This is a genomic window from Proteus penneri, from assembly GCF_003144535.1.
Lineage (GTDB): Bacteria > Pseudomonadota > Gammaproteobacteria > Enterobacterales > Enterobacteriaceae > Proteus > Proteus penneri.
Genome location: NZ_PHFJ01000002.1, coordinates 38649 through 58032 on the forward strand (window position 1 = coordinate 38649; position 19384 = coordinate 58032).

At 40.0% G+C, this 19384-nt stretch carries 18 protein-coding genes; 5 read left to right on the forward strand and 13 right to left on the reverse strand.

Annotated features, from left to right (window positions below; genetic code table 11):
• Position 1 precedes the first annotated feature (1 nt).
• From nadD to CUB63_RS03235, 8 genes are all read right to left on the reverse strand, one after another.
• Positions 2–673 (reverse strand): nicotinate-nucleotide adenylyltransferase, encoded by a 672-nt coding sequence (gene nadD / locus CUB63_RS03200; RefSeq protein ID WP_006537730.1) that lies wholly within the window; start codon positions 671–673, stop codon positions 2–4.
• On the reverse strand, positions 666–1700 hold the full coding sequence (gene holA / locus CUB63_RS03205) for a DNA polymerase III subunit delta (RefSeq protein WP_109847444.1): 1035 nt from the start codon (positions 1698–1700) through the stop codon (positions 666–668). Before holA ends, nadD begins: the two co-directional genes overlap by 8 nt.
• A complete protein-coding gene (gene lptE / locus CUB63_RS03210) occupies positions 1697–2245 on the reverse strand; it encodes an LPS assembly lipoprotein LptE (RefSeq protein WP_072062948.1) in 549 nt (182 codons plus the stop codon). Before lptE ends, holA begins: the two co-directional genes overlap by 4 nt.
• 12 nt (positions 2246–2257) lie before the next feature.
• Entirely contained in the window at positions 2258–4840 is a 2583-nt protein-coding gene (leuS, locus tag CUB63_RS03215) for a leucine--tRNA ligase (RefSeq protein ID WP_072062947.1), read from the reverse strand.
• Between the two features lie 326 nt (positions 4841–5166).
• A complete protein-coding gene (locus tag CUB63_RS03220) occupies positions 5167–5892 on the reverse strand; it encodes an amino acid ABC transporter ATP-binding protein (protein ID WP_109847445.1) in 726 nt (241 codons plus the stop codon).
• Positions 5893–6567, reverse strand: coding sequence for a glutamate/aspartate ABC transporter permease GltK (gltK, locus tag CUB63_RS03225; protein WP_006537724.1), 675 nt, complete (start codon positions 6565–6567; stop codon positions 5893–5895).
• On the reverse strand, positions 6567–7307 hold the full coding sequence (locus CUB63_RS03230; RefSeq protein WP_072062945.1) for an amino acid ABC transporter permease: 741 nt from the start codon (positions 7305–7307) through the stop codon (positions 6567–6569). The genes gltK and CUB63_RS03230 overlap by 1 nt, the downstream gene beginning before the upstream one ends.
• A 115-nt stretch (positions 7308–7422) precedes the next feature.
• Positions 7423–8316, reverse strand: coding sequence for an amino acid ABC transporter substrate-binding protein (locus tag CUB63_RS03235; RefSeq protein ID WP_109847446.1), 894 nt, complete (start codon positions 8314–8316; stop codon positions 7423–7425).
• A gap of 365 nt (positions 8317–8681) precedes the next feature.
• Here CUB63_RS03235 and CUB63_RS03240 point away from each other — a divergent pair, with 365 nt between their 5' ends.
• The 4 genes from CUB63_RS03240 to CUB63_RS03255 all read left to right on the forward strand — a co-directional run bounded on the left by CUB63_RS03240 (position 8682) and on the right by CUB63_RS03255 (position 12428).
• Positions 8682–9071, forward strand: coding sequence for a metal resistance protein (locus tag CUB63_RS03240; protein ID WP_109847447.1), 390 nt, complete (start codon positions 8682–8684; stop codon positions 9069–9071).
• Between the two features lie 83 nt (positions 9072–9154).
• Positions 9155–11194 (forward strand): protein-disulfide reductase DsbD family protein, encoded by a 2040-nt coding sequence (locus CUB63_RS03245; protein WP_109847448.1) that lies wholly within the window; start codon positions 9155–9157, stop codon positions 11192–11194.
• Entirely contained in the window at positions 11194–11925 is a 732-nt protein-coding gene (locus tag CUB63_RS03250; RefSeq protein ID WP_006537718.1) for a DsbA family protein, read from the forward strand. Before CUB63_RS03245 ends, CUB63_RS03250 begins: the two co-directional genes overlap by 1 nt.
• Positions 11925–12428 carry a protein disulfide oxidoreductase gene (locus CUB63_RS03255; RefSeq protein ID WP_109847449.1) on the forward strand — a complete coding sequence of 168 codons (504 nt, stop codon included), beginning with the start codon at positions 11925–11927 and terminating at the stop codon, positions 12426–12428. Before CUB63_RS03250 ends, CUB63_RS03255 begins: the two co-directional genes overlap by 1 nt.
• 87 nt (positions 12429–12515) lie before the next feature.
• Here the strand turns inward: CUB63_RS03255 and lnt are convergent, their stop codons facing one another.
• From lnt to miaB, 5 genes are all read right to left on the reverse strand, one after another.
• Positions 12516–14042 carry an apolipoprotein N-acyltransferase gene (gene lnt, locus CUB63_RS03260; RefSeq protein ID WP_109847450.1) on the reverse strand — a complete coding sequence of 509 codons (1527 nt, stop codon included), beginning with the start codon at positions 14040–14042 and terminating at the stop codon, positions 12516–12518.
• A gap of 7 nt (positions 14043–14049) precedes the next feature.
• On the reverse strand, positions 14050–14931 hold the full coding sequence (corC, locus tag CUB63_RS03265; RefSeq protein ID WP_006537715.1) for a CNNM family magnesium/cobalt transport protein CorC: 882 nt from the start codon (positions 14929–14931) through the stop codon (positions 14050–14052).
• 71 nt (positions 14932–15002) lie between these two features.
• Positions 15003–15470 carry an rRNA maturation RNase YbeY gene (ybeY, locus tag CUB63_RS03270; protein ID WP_006537714.1) on the reverse strand — a complete coding sequence of 156 codons (468 nt, stop codon included), beginning with the start codon at positions 15468–15470 and terminating at the stop codon, positions 15003–15005.
• Positions 15463–16524, reverse strand: coding sequence for a PhoH family protein (locus CUB63_RS03275; RefSeq protein ID WP_072062938.1), 1062 nt, complete (start codon positions 16522–16524; stop codon positions 15463–15465). The genes ybeY and CUB63_RS03275 overlap by 8 nt, the downstream gene beginning before the upstream one ends.
• A 28-nt stretch (positions 16525–16552) precedes the next feature.
• Complete coding sequence (miaB, locus tag CUB63_RS03280; protein ID WP_006537711.1) at positions 16553–17983, reverse strand: tRNA (N6-isopentenyl adenosine(37)-C2)-methylthiotransferase MiaB; 1431 nt, start codon at positions 17981–17983, stop codon at positions 16553–16555.
• Between the two features lie 205 nt (positions 17984–18188).
• On the opposite strand from miaB, the gene ubiF reads away from it, so the two are divergent.
• Positions 18189–19376 (forward strand): 3-demethoxyubiquinol 3-hydroxylase, encoded by a 1188-nt coding sequence (gene ubiF, locus CUB63_RS03285; RefSeq protein WP_082147313.1) that lies wholly within the window; start codon positions 18189–18191, stop codon positions 19374–19376.
• Positions 19377–19384: the final 8 nt, after the last annotated feature.

The following is a 19384-nucleotide window of genomic DNA, read 5'->3' on the forward strand; positions in this document are numbered from 1 at the left end:
ATTATTTATAGAGTTGGTGTTGGCGGATATAGTTTTCAACCGCATTTGGTAGTAAATCGTGGCAGTCTAATCCCGCTTTATGACGAGCCCGAATATCTGTTGCTGAAATATTATAAAGAGGTGTATCGGCCAGAAAAATTTTGCCAGAAGGTAAGCAATGAATATCTTCTTGCTGTTTTGTCTGATGCTGGGTTAGCCAAGTTTGCATTTGGGCTGACTCGAAATGAGTTTGATAACCAGGGCGAGCACAAACTAACAAATGGCATACATCCAATAGTTCATCCCACTGATGCCATGTATTAATTGAAAGTAATGAATCTTGGCCAATAATAAATGCTAAAGGTTGTTTATTACCAATTTCTTGTCTGAAGTCTCTTAATGTCTCAATAGTATAAGAAGGTGTTGGCTTCTCAAGTTCACGAGTATCCACTTTAAATGAGGAATAGGGTTCAAGAGCAAGTCGCACCATCTCAAGTCGTTGTTGAGAAGATGCCTCCGGTTGAGGGCGATGAGGGGGAATATTATTGGGTAGCCATACCACTTCTTTTAAGCCAATTAATCCTGAAAGAGCTTCAACAGGACGTAAATGCCCATAATGAATTGGATCAAATGTGCCACCGTATAAGGCGATAGCTTGATTAATTAAAGGTGTAGGATCATTATTTTTAGGCATGATTTACAAATCCTTCTGGTAATGCTTTCCCACAAAGCAATAAGCCTAACGCGCTAAGAGATGGCCAAACAGTTTGACCATAATCTTGTTTGATGGTCATTTCGATACTGGCTAATAACCGTATTGCCGTTAGCAATTGATGCTCGGATAAACGCTGTAGTGCTGCTGTGAATATTGGGCGCCTGTTTTGCCAAATTCGATGCTTATCAAAAATCGTTTTTAACGAAGCTGTTTTAGATTCACGATGTAGTGTAATCAACTGCATTAACTCACGTTGTAAAGTTCTAAGTAAAATAACAGGTTCAGAATCTTCTCTTTTGAGTTGTTGCAAGATATGCCATGCACGTTGTGTTTTTCCTGTCAGTAATGCATCAACCCAGTGATAAGGGGTAAAATGTGACGCGTCATTAACGGCCGCTTCTACTCTAGGTAATGTCAATTTACCGTCAGGATAAAGTAGGGAAAGACGCTCTATCGCTTGTGCTAATGCGAGCAAATTACCTTCATAGCAGTAGCAAAGTAGTTGGTTACCTTGTTCATCCAGCGCTAATCCTTTTTGTTTTGCTCGACGAGCAACCCAATTAGGTAATTTATCAAGTTCAGGTGTCAGACAAGAAATATACGTTCCATTCTGGCTTAATGTTTTAAACCATTCACTGTTTTCTTGAGCCTTAGTGAGTTTATTGCCACGTAAAATCAACAATAAATCTTGATGTAACTCTTGAGATAACCTTGTGAGTTTCTCTGACATGGCTGCATTGGGGCCATTTTCAGGTAAATGCAGCAAAAGAGATTGCCTTTGAGAAAAAAGGCTTAGCGATTGACAAAGTGAGTAAATTTCATTCCAGTCCGTATTATTATCAAGAGTAAATTGATAGTGTTCAATAAATCCTTGGGCTTTAGCAACAGATTGGATGGCATCTTGAGACTCTTGGAGTAACAGAGGTTCATTACCCCAGAGTAGATAACTTTGGCGCAGCCCCTCTTGGAGCTGCGCATTCAGTTGTTCTGGATATAAGCGGATCATTTGGCCGGAGAGATTATCTGTTTTGCTTGCTCAGCTTGTGCAGCTTTTTGGCGTTCAGCATTGTGAACAACCAATAATTTACGCACTAATATTGCTGTCGCTTGTTCACGCATCTCTTGCTTGATAATGTCATTTTCAGCATCTTTTGCGAGTGCTTCTAATGGGTTATCGAAGAATGGGCGTGAAACCTGTGATGAAATTGGGTAAATCGTTCCATCAGGCATAATCACTTGCGCATCTAGCACAAATGTTAGCTGACGTTCTGCTGATTTACCGTCTTGATACACAGAAACGGTCTCTGTACTCTCTGACGAACCGACAATTTTGAGAATAGGGATATCTGCTGTTGGATTTTCAACAAGCTGAACATCACTAAGTCTGAGTTGTTGACGCATTACACGAGATAATGGGCCATAAGGGTCACCAGAGCTAAGATAAAGCGTTTTTAATTCTGCTGGAACCTGAGTTTTCCCTTGTAAGTGAAAACCGCAGCCAGCGGTGATTAACACCGCTAAACCGAAAAATAGCGAAAATAGATATCGCACTAGGCCTCCTTATCAGCCAACAACGATGTTCAGTAATTTTCCTGGAACATAAATGACTTTACGAATAGTCACATCTTCCAAGTATTTAGCAACACTGTACTCTTTTGTCGCCATTTCCTGAACATATTCTTTTTCTGAATTAGCCGGAACAGTGACTCGACCACGCACTTTACCATTCACTTGAACGATTATTAGCTTGGTGTCATCGATCATTGCTTCTTCATCAGCAACCGGCCATGGTGCAACATCAACGTCCTCTTTTCCACCTAATGCCTGCCACATAACAAAACAAGCGTGAGGAATGATTGGAGAAAGCATACGAACGATGGCTTCTAATGCTTCTTGCATTAATGCACGATCTTGCTCTGTATCTTGACTTGCACGAGTTAATTTATTCATTAACTCCATAATGGCTGCAATCGCGGTGTTAAAGGCTAAACGACGACCTACGTCATCAGATACTTTTGCAATTGTTTTATGTAAGTCACGACGCAAATCTTTTTGTTCTTCTGTCAGAGCAGAAAGATCAAGTGACTGTGTCGCTCCTTTTTGTGTATGTTCATGAACTAAACGCCATAAACGACGTAAGAAACGATTTGCACCTTCAACACTAGACTCTTGCCATTCAAGTGTTAATTCTGGTGGAGCGGCAAACATCATAAATAAACGGACGGTATCTGCGCCATAACGTTCAACCATCGTTTGTGGGTCAATACCGTTATTTTTAGATTTAGACATTTTGCTCATGCCAGCATAAGTCAGCTCATGTCCTTCACTGTCAGTCGCTTTTATGATGCGGTTTTTCTCATCACGTTCAACGATAGCTTCAGCAGGAGATACCCAATGACGAGCACCATCTTCACCGGTGTAATAGAACGCATCCGCTAATACCATACCTTGACACAGTAAACGTTTTGCTGGTTCATCAGAGTTCACTAAACCGGCATCACGCATCAGTTTATGGAAGAAGCGGAAATACATTAAGTGCATGATGGCGTGTTCAATACCACCAATATACCAGTCAACAGGTAACCAATAGTTAGCTGCTTTTGGATCTAACATGCCTTTATCGTAATCAGGGCAGGTATAACGAGCGTAATACCAAGATGATTCCATAAAGGTGTCAAAAGTATCTGTTTCACGCAGTGCTGGCTGACCATTAATGGTGGTTTTTGCCCACTCAGGATCAGCTTTAATTGGACTGGTTATCCCATCCATTTTTACATCTTCTGGCAGGATAACGGGCAGTTGATCTTCAGGAACAGGAACAACTGTACCGTCTTCTAAGGTAGCCATTGGAATTGGTGCGCCCCAGTAACGTTGACGAGAAACACCCCAGTCACGTAAACGGTAGTTAACTTTACGTTCACCAACACCCATTTGTGCTAGTTTATCTGCAATTGCGTTAAAGCCAGCTTGGTTGTCTAATCCAGAGAATTCACCAGAGTTAATCAGGCTATTTTTCTCGGTTAATGCGCCTTCAGATAAGTCAGGTTGATTACCTTCAGCATCCGCAATAACAGCTTTAATTGGTAAATTGTATTTAGTTGCAAATTCCCAGTCACGTTCATCATGACCTGGAACCGCCATTACAGCACCTGTGCCGTATTCCATTAATACAAAGTTAGCAACCCAAATAGCTACTTTCTCTTTAGTTAATGGATGGATAGCATAAAGACCCGTTGCAATCCCTTTTTTCTCCATTGTTGCCATATCGGCTTCTGCCATTTTCATGTTACGGCATTCATCAATGAAGTGCTGAACTTCAGGGTTATTTTGAGCAGCTTTTTGCGCTAATGGGTGACCTGCTGCAACTGCAACATAAGTGACGCCCATAAATGTATCAGGACGCGTTGTATAAACGGTCATTGTGTCGTCGCTATCGGCCACATCAAATTTAATTTCGACACCTTCTGAACGACCAATCCAGTTACGTTGCATGGTCTTAACTTGTTCTGGCCACTCATCTAACGTATCTAAATCGTTTAACAGTTCTTCTGCGTAATCGGTAATTTTGATAAACCACTGTGGAATTTCTTTACGTTCTACAGGGGTATCACAACGCCAACAACAGCCGTCAATAACTTGTTCGTTAGCTAATACGGTTAAGTCATGTGGGCACCAGTTAACGGCGGAGGTCTTTTTATACACTAAGCCTTTTTCATATAACTTAGTAAAGAACCACTGTTCCCAACGATAATATTCTGGTGTACAAGTAGTGACTTCACGATCCCAATCGTAACCAAAACCCAGTTTTTTTAACTGGTTTTTCATGTAATTGATATTTTCGTAAGTCCACGGCGCTGGCGCGGTATTATTTTTTACAGCGGCACCTTCTGCAGGTAAGCCAAATGCATCCCAACCAATAGGTTGTAAGACGTTTTTACCTTGCATTCGTTGATAACGGGAAATCACGTCACCAATGGTGTAGTTACGGACGTGTCCCATGTGTAGTCGGCCAGAAGGATAAGGTAGCATTGACAGGCAGTAATATTTTTCTTTGTTATTATCTTCTGTCACTTTAAATGTGTTGTTCTTTTCCCAGTGTTCCTGGATAGTTTGCTCTATATCTTCGGGACGATATTGTTCTTGCATGGCACCGATAATCCTATGGTGAATTAATGGCTACCGGAGGGTAACCGCTATTATGAAATTAAGACTTGCATAGCATAGCTGATTTTGTCTAATAGCCACAACTATTGATCTTAATGAAAGCCACTGTTTGCATAACTTTTTCAAGACAATTGCGAGATATCTTGAAAAGAGTTAAAGCAAAAAGAGAATAAATGCGTATTTTCTGAAAAAATAATTTTGATATTGCGAGAAAATAAGTTTTTTTGATATTTAGTTGCGAGGTTAATCGAAATTATTATTTTGGGCTGACGTGCTAAAAAAGCACGCCAGCAGAGGAGATGCAGCGATTAATGCAGAATTTTAGCGAGGAAATCTTTGGCTCGTGCTGATTTTGGATTATCAAAAAAGTCATTTTTAGGTCTATCTTCCACTATTCGACCTTCATCCATAAAAATAATACGGTCAGCAACCTTTTTAGCAAAACCCATTTCATGGGTCACTACCATCATCGTCATACCTTCATTTGCAAGCTCTACCATTACATCAAGGACTTCATTAATCATTTCAGGATCAAGTGCGGATGTCGGTTCATCAAATAACATTGCAATAGGATCCATACATAAAGCACGAGCAATGGCGACACGCTGTTGTTGACCGCCAGAAAGTTGAGCTGGGTATTTGTTCGCATGACTGGATAGACCTACGCGTTCTAATAACTTTAAGCCTTTTTCTTTTGCGGCGTCTTTCTCTCTATTAAGCACTTTAACTTGTGCGAGTGTAAGATTTTCAATAATAGAGAGATGGGGAAAGAGTTCAAAATGTTGGAATACCATACCTACTTTTGCTCGTAATTTAGCAAGATCGGTATGCTTGTCATTTACTTTGATTTCATTAACAAGTATCTCACCTTGCTGTATTGGTTCTAGACCATTCACTGTTTTAATCAGTGTTGATTTACCTGAGCCAGAAGGTCCACAGACAACAACAACTTCCCCCTTTTTAACTTCAGTGGAACATTCAGTCAGTACTTGAAACTGACCATACCATTTGGATACATCTTTTAGGGAAATCATCTAGGTAGTCCTTTTTTTAAGAAAGTTCACTAACATTGAAGCAGCGAAGCTAATGACAAAATAAACAAAACCAGCAAAGAGGATCATTTCAACTTGTGTACCATCGCGTTCACCAATATTTGCCGCCGTTCTGAAAAAGTCAGTGAGACTTAATACGTAAACTAAGGACGTATCTTGGAACAAGACAATTCCTTGAGTCAGTAAAAGCGGGATCATGGCTCGAAAGGCTTGAGGTAAGATCACTAAACGCATTGTTTGTGATTTGGTCATACCTAATGCAAGTGAGGCAGAAAATTGTCCTTTACTAACACTTTGAATACCTGCCCTTATAATTTCAGAGTAGTACGCAGCTTCAAATAATGAGAACGCTATCATTGCCGAAATTAAACGGATATCACTTTTTGGTGAAAGTCCTAGAACATTTTGTAATATGTTAGGCACAATTAAATAAAACCACAGTAATACCATGACTAATGGGATTGAACGAAAGGTATTAACGTAAGCGGCCGCAAACCAACTAATAGGTTTAAACGTAGAAAGGCGCATAACAGCAAGTACCGTTCCCCATAAAATACCAACTACTATAGCGGTGATAGTGATTTTTAAAGTGATTGCCATACCATCGACTAGAAATGGTAGGCTTGGAACAACAGAACTCCAGTCAAATTCGTACATTATTGACCTCCTGTTGTGCCAGGTAAACGCACACGTTTTTCAAGCCAACTCATGAGTAACATAATGATGACGTTGATAAAAACATAGGCGAGGGTAATTGCTGTGAATGACTCATACGCTTTCGCTGAATAATCGAGGAGTTTATTCGCTTGTGCTGCCATATCAATAAGTCCGATAGTAGAAGCAATCGCTGAGTTTTTCACGAGATTAAGCATTTCGGAGGTCATTGGTGGAATAATGACTCGATATGCATTGGGTAATAAAACATAACGATAAGTTTGAGGTAAGGTTAAGCCCAATGCTAAGCCTGCGGCTTTTTGACCACGGGGCAATGAGTTTATTGCAGCTCTGACTTGTTCACACATACGCGCTGCGGTAAATAAACCTAAGCAGAGTGCTGAAGAGACAAAAAATTGCACATTTGGCGCTAAGTCCATTTTAAACCAGTCGCCAATAGATTGAGGTAATAGTTCAGGAATGACGAGATACCACGTAAAGAATTGAACAATAAGTGGTACGTTACGGAATAACTCAACATAAACAGTACCTAAGCTTGAAAGCCAACGATTAGGGACCGTGCGTAAAATTCCGAATAAAGAACCAACAAGAAAGGCAATAACCCAAGCGCATAGAGATAAGGCAATAGTGACTTGGAAGCCAGAAATCAGCCATCCTAAGTATGTGGTGTTTCCGAAAGGGGCTTCTTGGAAGAATATCCCCCAATCCCAATCAATCGACATGATTTCACCTCCGGTGAAAAAAGAGGGGCAGGGAACGGCTGCCCCAAACTTCACTGATCTGTCTGTCCAACAGATACTTTATAATTATTTGTTTGCATCAACTGCTTATGTATTTTTAGTTCAGTGCCTTATCATTTGGTGATGCAAATAAGGCTTTCATTTCATCAGAGATAGTGAATTCTAAGTTAAGATTTTTAGGTGGGATCGGTGCATTGAACCAGCGATTGAAGGATTTTTCTGCTTCGCCTGATTTTTGTGCGTTAGCGATAGTTTCATCGATTAATGCTTTGAATTGAGCATCGTCTTTACGCAACATACAACCATAAGCTTCTTCAGATTGTGGGGTTCCTACAATTTCCCACTCACCCGGTTTTTTCGCTTTAGCACGTTCACCAGCTAGTAATGCGTCATCCATCATAAAGGCAACAGCACGACCTGATTCAAGTGTACGGAACGAGTCTCCATGATCTTTTGCGCTGATAATGCGCATATTCATCTTTTTCTCATCATTTAATTTGTTAAGTAACATTTCAGACGTTGTTCCTGATGTTACGACAACGTTTTTACCTGACAAGTCAGCAAAATCTTTAATTCCACTGTCTTTTTTCGCCAGTAAACGTGTACCTACGATAAAAATAGTATTAGAGAAGCTAGCTTGTTGTTGACGAGCTTCATTGTTGGTTGTTGAGCCACACTCAAAATCAAATGTACCATTTTGTAATAATGGAATGCGATTCTGAGAGGTAATAGGGATCAGGCGAACTTGCAGGTTAGGTTTGCCTATTTTGTCTTTTACTGCTTGTACAATCAGATTGGAATAGTCTTGAGAATAACCAACCACTTTTTGTTGGTTATCATAGTAAGAAAAAGGAACAGAGGATTCCCGATGTCCAACGATAATAATATCGTTGTCGTTGATTTTTTTTAAGGTTCCAGTGAGTTCTTCTGCCTGCACAGCTCCTGCAGCCCCTAAAATCATTAATGATAACGCTAGTTTACGCATGCGCATAATAACTCCTGTCGTGGTGATAAATGATATTTGTATTTTGCTTTGTGTTGCTTTTTTGTTTTAATTTGTTTTGATAATGTTAATAGATAGAACAAATAACATACCGTTGGGAAGTGCAATTTATGAAATACGAGAGGTATCTCTCAATAAAAGAATGAAATCAAATGTGGTTGATTATTTTTTTGGAAGTTGTTTTCAATATTTAAAATTATTGTAGTAGAAACCTTATAGAAATAAAGGTTAAAGATGAATATTTGAGATAATGCGAAAAATAAAATAAGTATGGATTTGTAAAGTTTGTCTTAAGGAGTTGTTTGTCTGTAGATTACTATTAAGATGGCGTGTCATATTGATGAGGAACATCTATGAGTAATTGGCGGTCAGGTCGCTGGCTAGTGGTGATAACAGTTTTGCTGATCTTGAGTTGCATTGTTCAGCGTTCATTAGGTGCCCACGTCATTAGTGAGCGCTTAGCGATGGCTGTTGCTCAAACACAATACCCACTATCAACACCAATTACTGATGAGAATAGCGCAACAGATCATACTTATTCACTCTCTACCTGTGAATTAAGCGCTAAATCATTAATATCTGTTCCTCCATTAACAATAGAGCCATTTTTCCATTCGTGGGCTGTATTGCTATTGTTAAGTATGGCTGGCATCTATGTATCGCGTCAGCGTAATCAGAAAAAACACTATCATCCACCGCCTCCAATCAGACTTCACCTTCATTATTGTATTCTGAGGGATTAGAAATTTCCTTTTAGCTAAAAAATTGTACGTCTATCTTTGGGCGTAGCTTTGTGTAGCGTTGTAGGAATTTTTAGGGAGTTGTTATGTTTCGTTCTTTTGTTATGGCGTTGGTATTAACGCTATTTACGTTATCTACATCTCAAGCAGCAGAGACAGGTTGGTTAACCACGCCTGATAATTCTCACGCACAAGTTAGGGCGACAGCACAAAAGTCACCAACGGGTGATGTGAAAATGTTACTTGAAGTGCAACTTGAGTCTGGATGGAAAACTTACTGGCGCTCACCAGGAGAAGGTGGTGTTGCACCTGAAATTAATTGGTCACAAGATGTGAGTGCAATGGTATGGCATTGGCCGTCACCTTCTGCTTTTGATGTCGCAGGTATTCACACTCAAGGCTATGATAAACAAGTTGTTTTTCCGATTGAATTAACCTCTGTTGATGCTGACCGTTTAACAGGCGTTTTAACGTTATCAACATGCAGTAATGTCTGTATTTTAACGGACTACACTTTAGATCTAGATCTTACAGAGCCAGCACCTGCTGATTTTGAATGGCAATATAATCAGGCGATGGCAAAAATCCCAGTTGATACAGGATTAATATCATCAGTTTCTTCGAATTATAACAATAGCCAACTGACTATTTCTTTGCAAAGAGAGCAAGGTGCTTGGGTTGAGCCTAATATTTATCTCGATCCCCCTGAAGGTATGCTTTACGGCATTCCAAAATTAAATCATCAAGATAAAAACTTATTTGTCACCATTGATGTGACAGATGATTGGGGCGATGCAGCTGGTGATATCTCAGGTAAGGCACTTTCCTTTGTTATTACTGATCAAGATTTTTCTCGTCAAGTTAATGACACAATAGGGCATGGAAAAGAAGACATTGTTCCACTATCTAGTTCAGGTATTGGGCTTTGGAGCATTCTTGCTTTCGCACTATTGGGGGGGTTAATTCTGAATTTGATGCCTTGTGTATTACCTGTGTTGGCGATGAAATTGGGTTCGATTTTACATCTTGAAAATCGTGATAAAGGGGTTATTCGTAAGCAATTTTCGGTGTCTGTTTTAGGTATTTTAGTTTCTTTTTGGGCACTAGCTCTATTTATGACGGGGTTACGTTATAGCCAAGAGGCCTTAGGTTGGGGAATACAGTTTCAAAGCCCTTGGTTTATTGGTTTTATGGTGTTAGTTACCGCTATTTTTACTGCAAATCTATTTGGATTATTTGAACTGCGTTTAAGTAGCAATATGAATACTAAAATGGCAACGGCTGGTGGGCAGGGATATGGTCGCCATTTTTGGGAAGGTGCTTTTGCTACTTTACTAGCCACCCCTTGTTCTGCACCCTTTTTAGGCACCGCCGTCGCTTATGCTTTGGTTGCTCCGTTAAGTGAGTTATGGCTTATTTTTACTGCATTAGGGATAGGAATGAGTTTGCCGTGGATCTTAGTGGCTATATTCCCATCTGTTGCAAAAGTGCTACCAAAACCCGGTAAATGGATGAATCGCCTAAGAGTGGTTTTAGGTTTTATGATGCTGTTGTCTAGCATTTGGCTTATTACACTTTTAATTCCTCATTTGGGCATGACAATTGTTGCTGGCATTTTTATTGTTATTACTTTGCTTTTATTACTCGCAATTGCACGGCACTATGGCAAAAAAACGGCTCTTATTTCTACTGTAATTGCCCTATTTTTGGCGGGAAGTACTTATTTGTTTGTTGCTCAACCAGCAAGCCAAACACTCGCAGGTCAAGATACGATAAATTGGCAACCTTTATCAGAAGAGGCAATACATCAAGCATTAGCAGAGAATAAACGCGTGTTTGTTGATGTTACAGCAGATTGGTGTGTAACCTGCAAAGCAAACAAATACAATGTATTATTGCGAGACGAGATCCAAGAGGCACTTTCAGCGCCAGATGTTGTCGCATTAAGAGGGGATTGGACTAAACCCTCTGACAAGATCACTCAGTTTTTAAAACAACGTGGTCAAGTTGCCGTACCTTTTAACCAAGTTTATGGGCCAGGCCATAAAAATGGCGTGGTTTTACCTTCTATTTTAAATAAAGATTCAACATTGACAGTTCTTTCAGAGGCTAAAGGAGCCCAATAATGAAAAAAACACTTTCTGCACTGGTTATTTCTTCGTTACTTTTTGGTGCAAATGTGCAAGCAGCGGCATTAAGCGCTGATCAGGAAAAAGAAGTTCGTGCACTGGTGCGTGATACGTTAATCAAAAATCCAGAAATTTTGGAAGAAGCAATCACTGCATTACAAGCACAAAAAGCCGATGAACAACAAGCACAATTTCGTACCGCATTAAAGGCAGAACACGACGCATTATATAACGATGCAGCAAGCCCTCGTATTGGTGCAAAAGACGCTAAGTTAGTGTTAGTTTCCTTTACTGATTATAACTGCCCTTACTGCAAACGTTTCGATCCATTATTAGAACAAATTACAAAAGATTATCCAGAAGTAGCTGTGGTAATTAAACCGCTGCCATTTAAAGGCGAAAGCTCGGCTAAAGCCTCTCAAGCGGTGCTTTCAGTTTGGAAAGAAGATCCAAAAGCATTCTTAGCATTACACCAACGTTTAATGCAGAAAAAAACAATGCTAGATAATGCAAGTATTGACGATGCAATGAAGACAACCAACACAAGCAAAGTAAAATTAACAGATGACAGCTTAAAAACGTTACAAAATAACTTAGATCTTTCTCGTAAATTAGGTATCCAAGGTACACCTGCAACAGTTGTTGGCGATATGGTTATCCCTGGTGCCGTTGATTACGCTCAGCTAGAAGTGATTGTGAAAGAGCAACTGGCTAAAGTGAAAAAATAATGCGTAGTCGCTTACGAAAATGGAGTAAAGAACTGATTGTTCTGGTTGTCATTTTCGTTGTAGCTTCTTTCGCGATGGATTGGTGGCGACAACCTACGCCACCCTCTTTAACAAATTTACCTGAACTTTATACTGTTGATAATAAAGTTGTTTCATTAACAGAATTGAGCGCTGAAAAGCCATTATTAATCTATTTTTGGGCAACTTGGTGTGGGGTGTGTAAACTAACAACGCCTGCAGTAAATTCGTTAGCGCAAGATGGTTATAACGTGACATCTGTTGCGATCCGTTCTGGTGATAACGCAAAGTTAGAGCGCGGTATCCAGTCTAAAGGACTGGTATTTCCTGTGATAAATGATAGTCGAGGGGATATTTCTCAGCAGTGGGGAATTAGTGCAACACCTTCATTTGTTATTATTTATAAAGGGGAAATGGTAGGCTTTACAAGTGGCTGGTCATCTTCGTGGGGATTAAAACTACGTTTATGGTGGGCTGGTTTTTGAACGGTATACCAACGATTATTTTAAGCTTTAGTAGATTAAAAATAACGGAATTCATTGTCATATTGAATTCCGTTATTTTATTTTGCTTTATTCAACTCGACGTTTAATTAAGGCGATAATAAAAAATAATCCAACCAGTATCCACAATGGTGTATTCCCCCATTTATAATAAGGGGTTAACCCCGTTGTTGGTGTGATTTTTTCCGCTAAAGCACCTTCTTCAAACTGAGGAAGTTGAGAAATTACCTCACCGTTGGCTGCAATAAAGGCTGTAATACCGTTATTTGTCGAACGTAATAATGGTCTTCCTAACTCAAGAGAGCGCATTCTCGCCATTTGGAAATGCTGCCAAGGGCCGATTGAATTACCAAACCACGCATCATTAGAAATCGTTAATAAGAACCGTGTATCGGGTTTAAAATTAGCACGGACTTGTTCACCTAAAATAATTTCGTAGCAAATAGCTGCGGTAATTTTGGCATCATTGACAGTCAGTTGAGGCTGTACATATTCGCCTTGGCTTAATGATGACATCGGTAAATTAAAGAAAGGTGCCAGTGGGCGTAATAGTGATTCTAATGGCACATATTCGCCGAAAGGAACAAGATGATGTTTGTTATAGCGATCAGTGGCTGGGTATTGATAAGCATAGTGTTCACCTAATGTGATGACACTATTATAGAAACGATAACCTTCTAATGTCGGTCGAGCATCAATAATTCCCGTCATTAAATGAGTATCTTGCTCTCTTAATTGTTTATCTAATTCTGCTAAAAAGCTTTGTTGTTGAATTTCAACGTCAGGGATCGCCGATTCAGGCCAAATAATAAGATTGGCATTACCAATAAAAGGGCGACTTAAGGTGAGATAGGTTTTTAATGTACTCTCTAATGTACCCGGTTCCCATTTTAATGATTGTGCAATATTACCTTGGATTAATGCAATTTCTTGCGTTTCATCCGGCAAAGGTTGATACCACTGATAGGATTTAAAGCTGATAGGTAATATTAATAAAAGTAGTGCAACCACGAGGCTGTAAATTGATTTACGATAGATTGTAAATGCAATTAATCCACTAATAACGGTTAAGAGCAACGTTATCATAGTGACACCAAAAATAGGTGCAATGCCTTTTAAAGGGCCATCAATTTGGCTATAACCAAACTGTAACCACGGAAAGCCTGATAATACCCAACCCCTTAAAAATTCAGTGATTTGCCATAGTGCGGGTGCAGCAAAAACAAATCGCCATAGAGTCGGATTTGGGAAAAACTTATTTAATAAGCCGGCAAAAAGTAGGGGATAAAGTGATAAATAAAGTGCTAATAAAATCACTAAAAAGATATTTATCGCAAATGGCATACCGCCAAAATCAGCAATGCTGACATAAACCCAATTTACACCCGCGCCAAATAATCCAAAGCCCCAAGCAAAGCCAAGAAATGCACCTTGTCGGGTTGTACGTTGCGAGATTATCAGTAATAGGCCCAGCAGTGAAATTAAAGCAGCAGGCCAAAAGTCAAAAGGCGAAAACGCGAAAGTGCCGATAGCACCGAAAAAAAACGCCAGAAGGGCGCGAACCCACTGGCGGTTTAAGAAAGAGGTCTTATTCATTGAGATCCTATACATCATTACCTAGTTCAGGAATGGGCGCATCATCTGGAATATGCACATACACCTGAATGATCTTACGGCTATCTGCCATAACAACTTTAAATTGGTAATTATCAATGGTAATAGTTTCACCACGAGCAGGAAGGTGACCAAAGGCTTGCATAACTAAACCGCCAATTGTATCAACTTCTTCATCGCTGAAATGTGTACCGAACGCTTCATTGAAATCTTCTATCTGGGTTAAAGCTCGAACTGAGTAAGCGTGGCGACTCAGTGGACGAATATCAATATCATCCTCATCGTCATACTCATCTTCAATTTCGCCTACGATAAGTTCTAGAATATCTTCAATTGTGACAAGTCCTGATACACCTCCGAATTCATCAATCACAATTGCCATATGATAGCGTTGTGAGCGGAATTCTTTTAATAGGCGATCGACCCGTTTACTTTCAGGTACAACAACCGCTGAACGTAAGACTTTATCCATGCTAAATGGCTCTGCGTCTGTACGCATAAATGGCAGTAAATCTTTTGCCATCAATAAGCCTTCAATATGATCTTTGTCTTCGCTGATAACTGGGAAGCGGGAATGTGCTGAATCAATAATTACATCTAAACATTCATCAAGAGTTTGATTACGTTTTAGTGTAACGATTTGGGAGCGTGGGATCATAATATCCCGAACACGCTGTTCAGCAATATCCATTACCCCTTCAAGCATGTCGCGGGTATCAGGATCAATTAATTCTTTCTGTTCAGAATCGCGGATAAGCTCCATCAGATCATCACGGTTTTTAGGTTCACCGTGGAACCACTGATTAAGCAGTGTGAGAAACCCTTTCTTAGGACCAGGGTTATCGTTACTCGAAGATTGGTCGTCGCTCATGGCGTTTTAACTATTTTTCCTCATTGAATGGTTAATTAGATATAGTATTTATCATAAAAATAAGAGAACTGTTACTCTTTTTCAATTAAATAGGGATCTGCATAACCTAAATTTTGTAAGATTTCCGTCTCTAAACCTTCCATTTCTTCGGCTTCATCATCTTCAATATGATCATAACCTAAAAGATGCAGACATCCATGAATAACCATGTGTGCCCAATGCTCTTCAACAGTCTTACTCTGTTCAGTCGCTTCTTTTTCTACCACTTGACGGCAAATAATCAAATCCCCCAAGAGAGGCAATTCAACTTCAGGTGGGGCCTCAAAGGGAAAAGAAAGCACATTAGTCGGTTTGTCTTTTCCACGATACGTGAGATTTAGTTCGTGACTTTCTGCTTCATCAACAATACGAATAGTCACTTCACTTACAGGCTGAAATTGCGGTAATACCGCTTCTAACCATGTCATAAATTGGGCTTCAGTAGGAAGCCCTTGTGTATTTTCACTTGCTACTTGTAAATCAAGGATAACTTCACTCATGATTTTCTCTCTGAAGCTTCTCTTTTTCTGCTTTGATAGCTTGGCGACGTTTTTGGTCTTCAGTTTCCCAAGTTTCATAAGCGATAACAATTTTGGCAACCACAGGGTGGCGAACAACGTCTTCACTGTGGAAAAAGTTAAAACTTAAGTCGTTCACATCGGATAAAACTTCGATAGCATGACGTAAGCCTGATTTATTGCCTCTTGGCAGGTCAATCTGAGTAATATCCCCAGTGACAACGGCTTTAGAGTTAAAACCAATACGCGTTAAGAACATTTTCATTTGTTCAATGGTGGTGTTTTGGCTTTCATCAAGAATAATAAAGGCATCATTGAGTGTACGCCCACGCATATAAGCGAGTGGAGCGACTTCAATAACATTACGCTCTATTAGTTTCTCAACTTTTTCAAAACCCAACATCTCAAATAACGCATCATAAAGCGGTCGTAAATAAGGATCGACTTTTTGACTAAGGTCGCCAGGTAAAAAACCCAGTTTTTCACCAGCTTCAACCGCAGGGCGCGTTAACAAAATACGACGCACTTCTTGACGTTCAAGGGCATCAACAGCGGCAGCAACAGCCAGATATGTTTTCCCTGTACCAGCAGGCCCAATGCCAAATGTAATATCATGGGTTTGAATATTGGCAATATATTGTGCCTGATTTGGTGTACGAGGTTTTATTACACCTCGTTTAGTCCGAATATTGGTTGATTTTCCAAATTCAGGAACATGCTCATCACTTTGCTCAAGCACACGGCTTTCTTTGATAGCAAGATGAATTTGTTCAGGGTCGATATCGGGGATCACGCCTTTAATTGGCGAGGTTTCCACATACAGGCGACGTAAAATTCCTGCTGCTGCATTGACACATAATGATTTACCCGTGAGTTTAAAACGGTTATCACGATGATTAATCTCGATACCTAAACGGCGCTCAAGTTGCTTAATATTATCGTCAAATGGGCCACATAGGCTCATTAAACGGGCATTGTCAGCTGGCTCTAAGAAAATTTCTTGGGTCGCTACTTGTGCATGTGCTATTACTGTCACTGATTATCCTTTTGTTAAATCTGATTAATTAAGGTTGGTAAACACCTACCCCTAATTCATCTTCTTTACGAGTACGTGCAATGACGGATTCTGGTGATTCATGGATCCGTAAATCCATTTGATCTTCCGTTCTAACCACTTTACCACGTAGGGAGTTGGCATAAACGTCTACAATCTCAACATCAACGAACTTACCAATCATATCCGGTGTACCTTCAAAGTTAACCACTCGGTTATTTTCAGTACGACCAGAAAGCTCCATCACATTTTTACGTGAAGGGCCTTCAACAAGAATACGTTGCACACTGTTTAGCATAGCTCGGCTAAAGTTCATGGCTTGTTGATTGATACGTTGTTGTAGCAGATATAAACGTTGTTTCTTTTCATCTTCGCTAACGTCATCAGGTAAGTCAGCGGCTGGAGTACCAGGACGTGCTGAATAGATGAAACTAAAGCTCATATCGAAATTAACATCCGCAATTAATTGCATCGTTTTTTCAAAGTCGTCTTGAGTTTCACCCGGGAAACCGATGATAAAGTCTGAACTGATCAGAATATCAGGACGCGCTTTACGTAATTTGCGAATGATGCTCTTGTATTCAAGTGCAGTATGGTTACGCTTCATTAATGTTAGAATGCGGTCAGAACCACTTTGCACAGGTAAGTGTAAATAGCTGACTAATTCTGGTGTATCTTCATAAACCGCAACGATATCGTCAGTAAATTCGATAGGGTGGCTGGTAGTAAAGCGAATGCGGTCAATACCGTCAATTGCTGCCACTAAACGAATTAATTCAGCAAAACTACAAATTTGACCATCAAAAGTCGCGCCACGATAGGCGTTAACGTTTTGACCTAACAAGTTTACTTCGCGTACACCTTGGGCAGCTAATTGAGCAATTTCAAATAGGACATCATCGCAAGGACGGCTAACTTCTTCACCACGAGTGTAAGGAACTACGCAGAAAGAGCAGTATTTGTTACAGCCTTCCATGATGGAAACGAAGGCAGAAGGGCCTTCAGCACGCGGTTCTGGTAAACGGTCAAATTTTTCGATTTCAGGGAAGCTGATATCGACAACTGGGCTTTTAGTCCCTTTAACCTGATTAATCATTTCAGGTAAACGGTGTAAAGTTTGTGGCCCGAAGATAATATCGACACACTGCGCACGTTGACGGATGTATTCGCCCTCTTGAGAGGCAACACAACCACCGACGCCAATGATAATATCAGGTTTATTATCTTTGAAATATTTCCAACGTCCTAACTGATGAAAGACTTTTTCTTGTGCTTTCTCACGGATAGAACAGGTATTTAGCAGTAGAATGTCCGCATCTTCGGCGACATCGGTTAACTGATAACCGTGGGTGCTTTCGAGTAGGTCTGCCATTTTGGATGAATCGTACTCATTCATCTGACAGCCCCAAGTTTTAATGTACAGTTTTTTTATCGTCGACATTGTGTAAATCCGGTATTTTCAGTGAGACAATAGCTAATCATTGGAAAACGTTGCGTGTAATAAGCCAATAAGGTGGTTATTGTAGTCATTTGTGTGGTCAGTGACTAGAGCAAGTCGGCGCTAATTATCTATGGCGTTTAGTTTAATAGAAATAAACTGAAACAGCGCTTACCTATTATTTAAAGTAATGAGTTATGGCATAACAATGATGAGTAATGTAAAAAACGATTTTGATGCAATCATCGCGGGTGGCGGTATGATTGGCGCAGCTGTTGCAATTGGGCTGGCGCAAGAAGGATTGTGTGTTGCAATGATTGAACGACAGTCTCCAGCACCTTTTGATGCGTCATCTCATCCTGATATCCGTATTTCTGCGATTAGTTGCGCGTCCGTTAGTCTATTAAAACAATTAGGTGCATGGCAACATGTTTTGGCTATGCGTTCTGCGCCTTATCTTACCTTAGAAACATGGGAAGAAGAAAATGCTCATGTTGTTTTTGATGCAAAAAGCTTAGGGTTGCCTGAATTAGGCTATATGGTTGAAAACCGTATTTTGCAATTAGCCCTTTGGCAAGAAGCTGAACGTTATAGCAATATCACTTTATTATGCCCAAACAGTCTAAGTAAAATGGTCTATTTAGATGATAAATGGAAAGTAACACTTTCTGATGGCAGTGAAGTGACCACAAATTTAGTGGTAGGTGCAGATGGTGCGAATTCTCAAGTGCGCCAATTTGCGGGTATTGGTAGCAATGGTTGGCAATATCGTCAATCTTGTATGCTGATCACTGTGAAAACAGAGTTACCTCCTGAAAAGGGAACATGGCAACGTTTTTACCCCTCAGGGCCTCGCGCTTATTTACCGCTTTTTGATAATTGGGCCTGTTTGGTTTGGTATGATTCGCCTGACAGAATTAGAAAACTGCAAAATATGTCGATGACGCAGTTAGAAAAAGAAATTCAACATGCTTTTCCTGATCGATTAGGTAAAGTGACACCTATTGCAGCTGGTTCATTCCCATTAACGCGTCAACATGCAAGCCGTTACGTTGATAAAGGGATTATTTTATTGGGCGATGCGGCTCATACTATCAATCCTTTAGCAGGGCAGGGTGTCAATTTAGGTTACCGTGATGTGGATTGTTTCTTAGACTTAGTGGCTGATGCCAAAAAACATTTTGAACCTTGGGATTCAATGGCGTTATTGAAGAAATATCAGCGTCGTCGTATGCCTGACAATTTAGTCATGCAAGCGGGAATGGATGTTTTTTATCACGCTTTTAGTCACCAATTACCAGGGTTAAAAGTCGTTAGAAATATCGGCCTTTTAGCTGCGCAACATGCTGGTAAGGCTAAAGAAGCGGCGCTACGTTATGCATTAGGTATTAAGTAATTAGAAAT

Coding starts and splice junctions, on each gene's coding strand:
- CUB63_RS03235 (WP_109847446.1), bottom strand. CDS start 8,316: ATGCGCATGCGTAAACTAGCGTTATCATTAATGATTTTAGGGGCTGCA.
- lnt (WP_109847450.1), bottom strand. CDS start 14,042: ATGAATAAGACCTCTTTCTTAAACCGCCAGTGGGTTCGCGCCCTTCTG.
- CUB63_RS03250 (WP_006537718.1), top strand. CDS start 11,194: ATGAAAAAAACACTTTCTGCACTGGTTATTTCTTCGTTACTTTTTGGT.
- CUB63_RS03245 (WP_109847448.1), top strand. CDS start 9,155: ATGTTTCGTTCTTTTGTTATGGCGTTGGTATTAACGCTATTTACGTTA.
- holA (WP_109847444.1), bottom strand. CDS start 1,700: ATGATCCGCTTATATCCAGAACAACTGAATGCGCAGCTCCAAGAGGGG.
- gltK (WP_006537724.1), bottom strand. CDS start 6,567: ATGTACGAATTTGACTGGAGTTCTGTTGTTCCAAGCCTACCATTTCTA.
- ubiF (WP_082147313.1), top strand. CDS start 18,189: ATGATGAGTAATGTAAAAAACGATTTTGATGCAATCATCGCGGGTGGC.
- CUB63_RS03255 (WP_109847449.1), top strand. CDS start 11,925: ATGCGTAGTCGCTTACGAAAATGGAGTAAAGAACTGATTGTTCTGGTT.
- leuS (WP_072062947.1), bottom strand. CDS start 4,840: ATGCAAGAACAATATCGTCCCGAAGATATAGAGCAAACTATCCAGGAA.
- CUB63_RS03230 (WP_072062945.1), bottom strand. CDS start 7,307: ATGTCGATTGATTGGGATTGGGGGATATTCTTCCAAGAAGCCCCTTTC.
- miaB (WP_006537711.1), bottom strand. CDS start 17,983: ATGTCGACGATAAAAAAACTGTACATTAAAACTTGGGGCTGTCAGATG.
- CUB63_RS03220 (WP_109847445.1), bottom strand. CDS start 5,892: ATGATTTCCCTAAAAGATGTATCCAAATGGTATGGTCAGTTTCAAGTA.
- nadD (WP_006537730.1), bottom strand. CDS start 673: ATGCCTAAAAATAATGATCCTACACCTTTAATTAATCAAGCTATCGCC.
- corC (WP_006537715.1), bottom strand. CDS start 14,931: ATGAGCGACGACCAATCTTCGAGTAACGATAACCCTGGTCCTAAGAAA.
- CUB63_RS03240 (WP_109847447.1), top strand. CDS start 8,682: ATGAGTAATTGGCGGTCAGGTCGCTGGCTAGTGGTGATAACAGTTTTG.
- ybeY (WP_006537714.1), bottom strand. CDS start 15,470: ATGAGTGAAGTTATCCTTGATTTACAAGTAGCAAGTGAAAATACACAA.